This is a genomic window from Legionella navarrensis, assembly GCF_052527415.1.
The window spans coordinates 1-422 of the sequence record NZ_JBNVZR010000060.1 but is presented as its reverse complement, the minus strand read 5'-3'; the positions used below and the strand labels follow the sequence as shown (position 1 = coordinate 422).

Sequence of the window (422 nt, the reverse complement as noted above, 5' to 3'; positions counted from 1 at the left end):
ACGTTCCTATGGTTTGCCCGGCACTCAGCGTATCCGTCAGCACCAGATCCGATGCGTTGGCTGCCGTAGTAATCACCGCCTGCAGGCTGTAGTCAATGGTGTCACCAGCCGCAACAACAGTACCGGTCGCAGGATTGGCGGAGTTGCTCACCGCGATAATTGCGGGGGCTATCGGATGCGTGGTCGTACAGGTCGTGCAGGTCGGCGTCGTCGTGCTGCCACCCGTCGGCACCACCGCATTGCTCACTGAACCGGTTGCTGTTTGATTTACCGTTGTCGGATAGGTAAAGCTGTAGGTACCAGGTGCCGTGCCAGCCGGAATGGTACAGGTAATCACCTGACCTGATGCCGTACAGCCTGCCGGCAACGTTCCTATGGTTTGCCCGGCACTCAGGGTATCCGTCAGCACCAGATTCGATGCG

The 422-nt window shown here is 58.8% G+C and carries 1 protein-coding gene; it reads right to left on the bottom strand.

From position 1 onward, the window contains the following. A partial coding sequence (locus ACQUTA_RS13105) for a hypothetical protein (RefSeq protein ID WP_444988712.1) occupies positions 1-422 on the bottom strand: 422 nt, incomplete at both ends.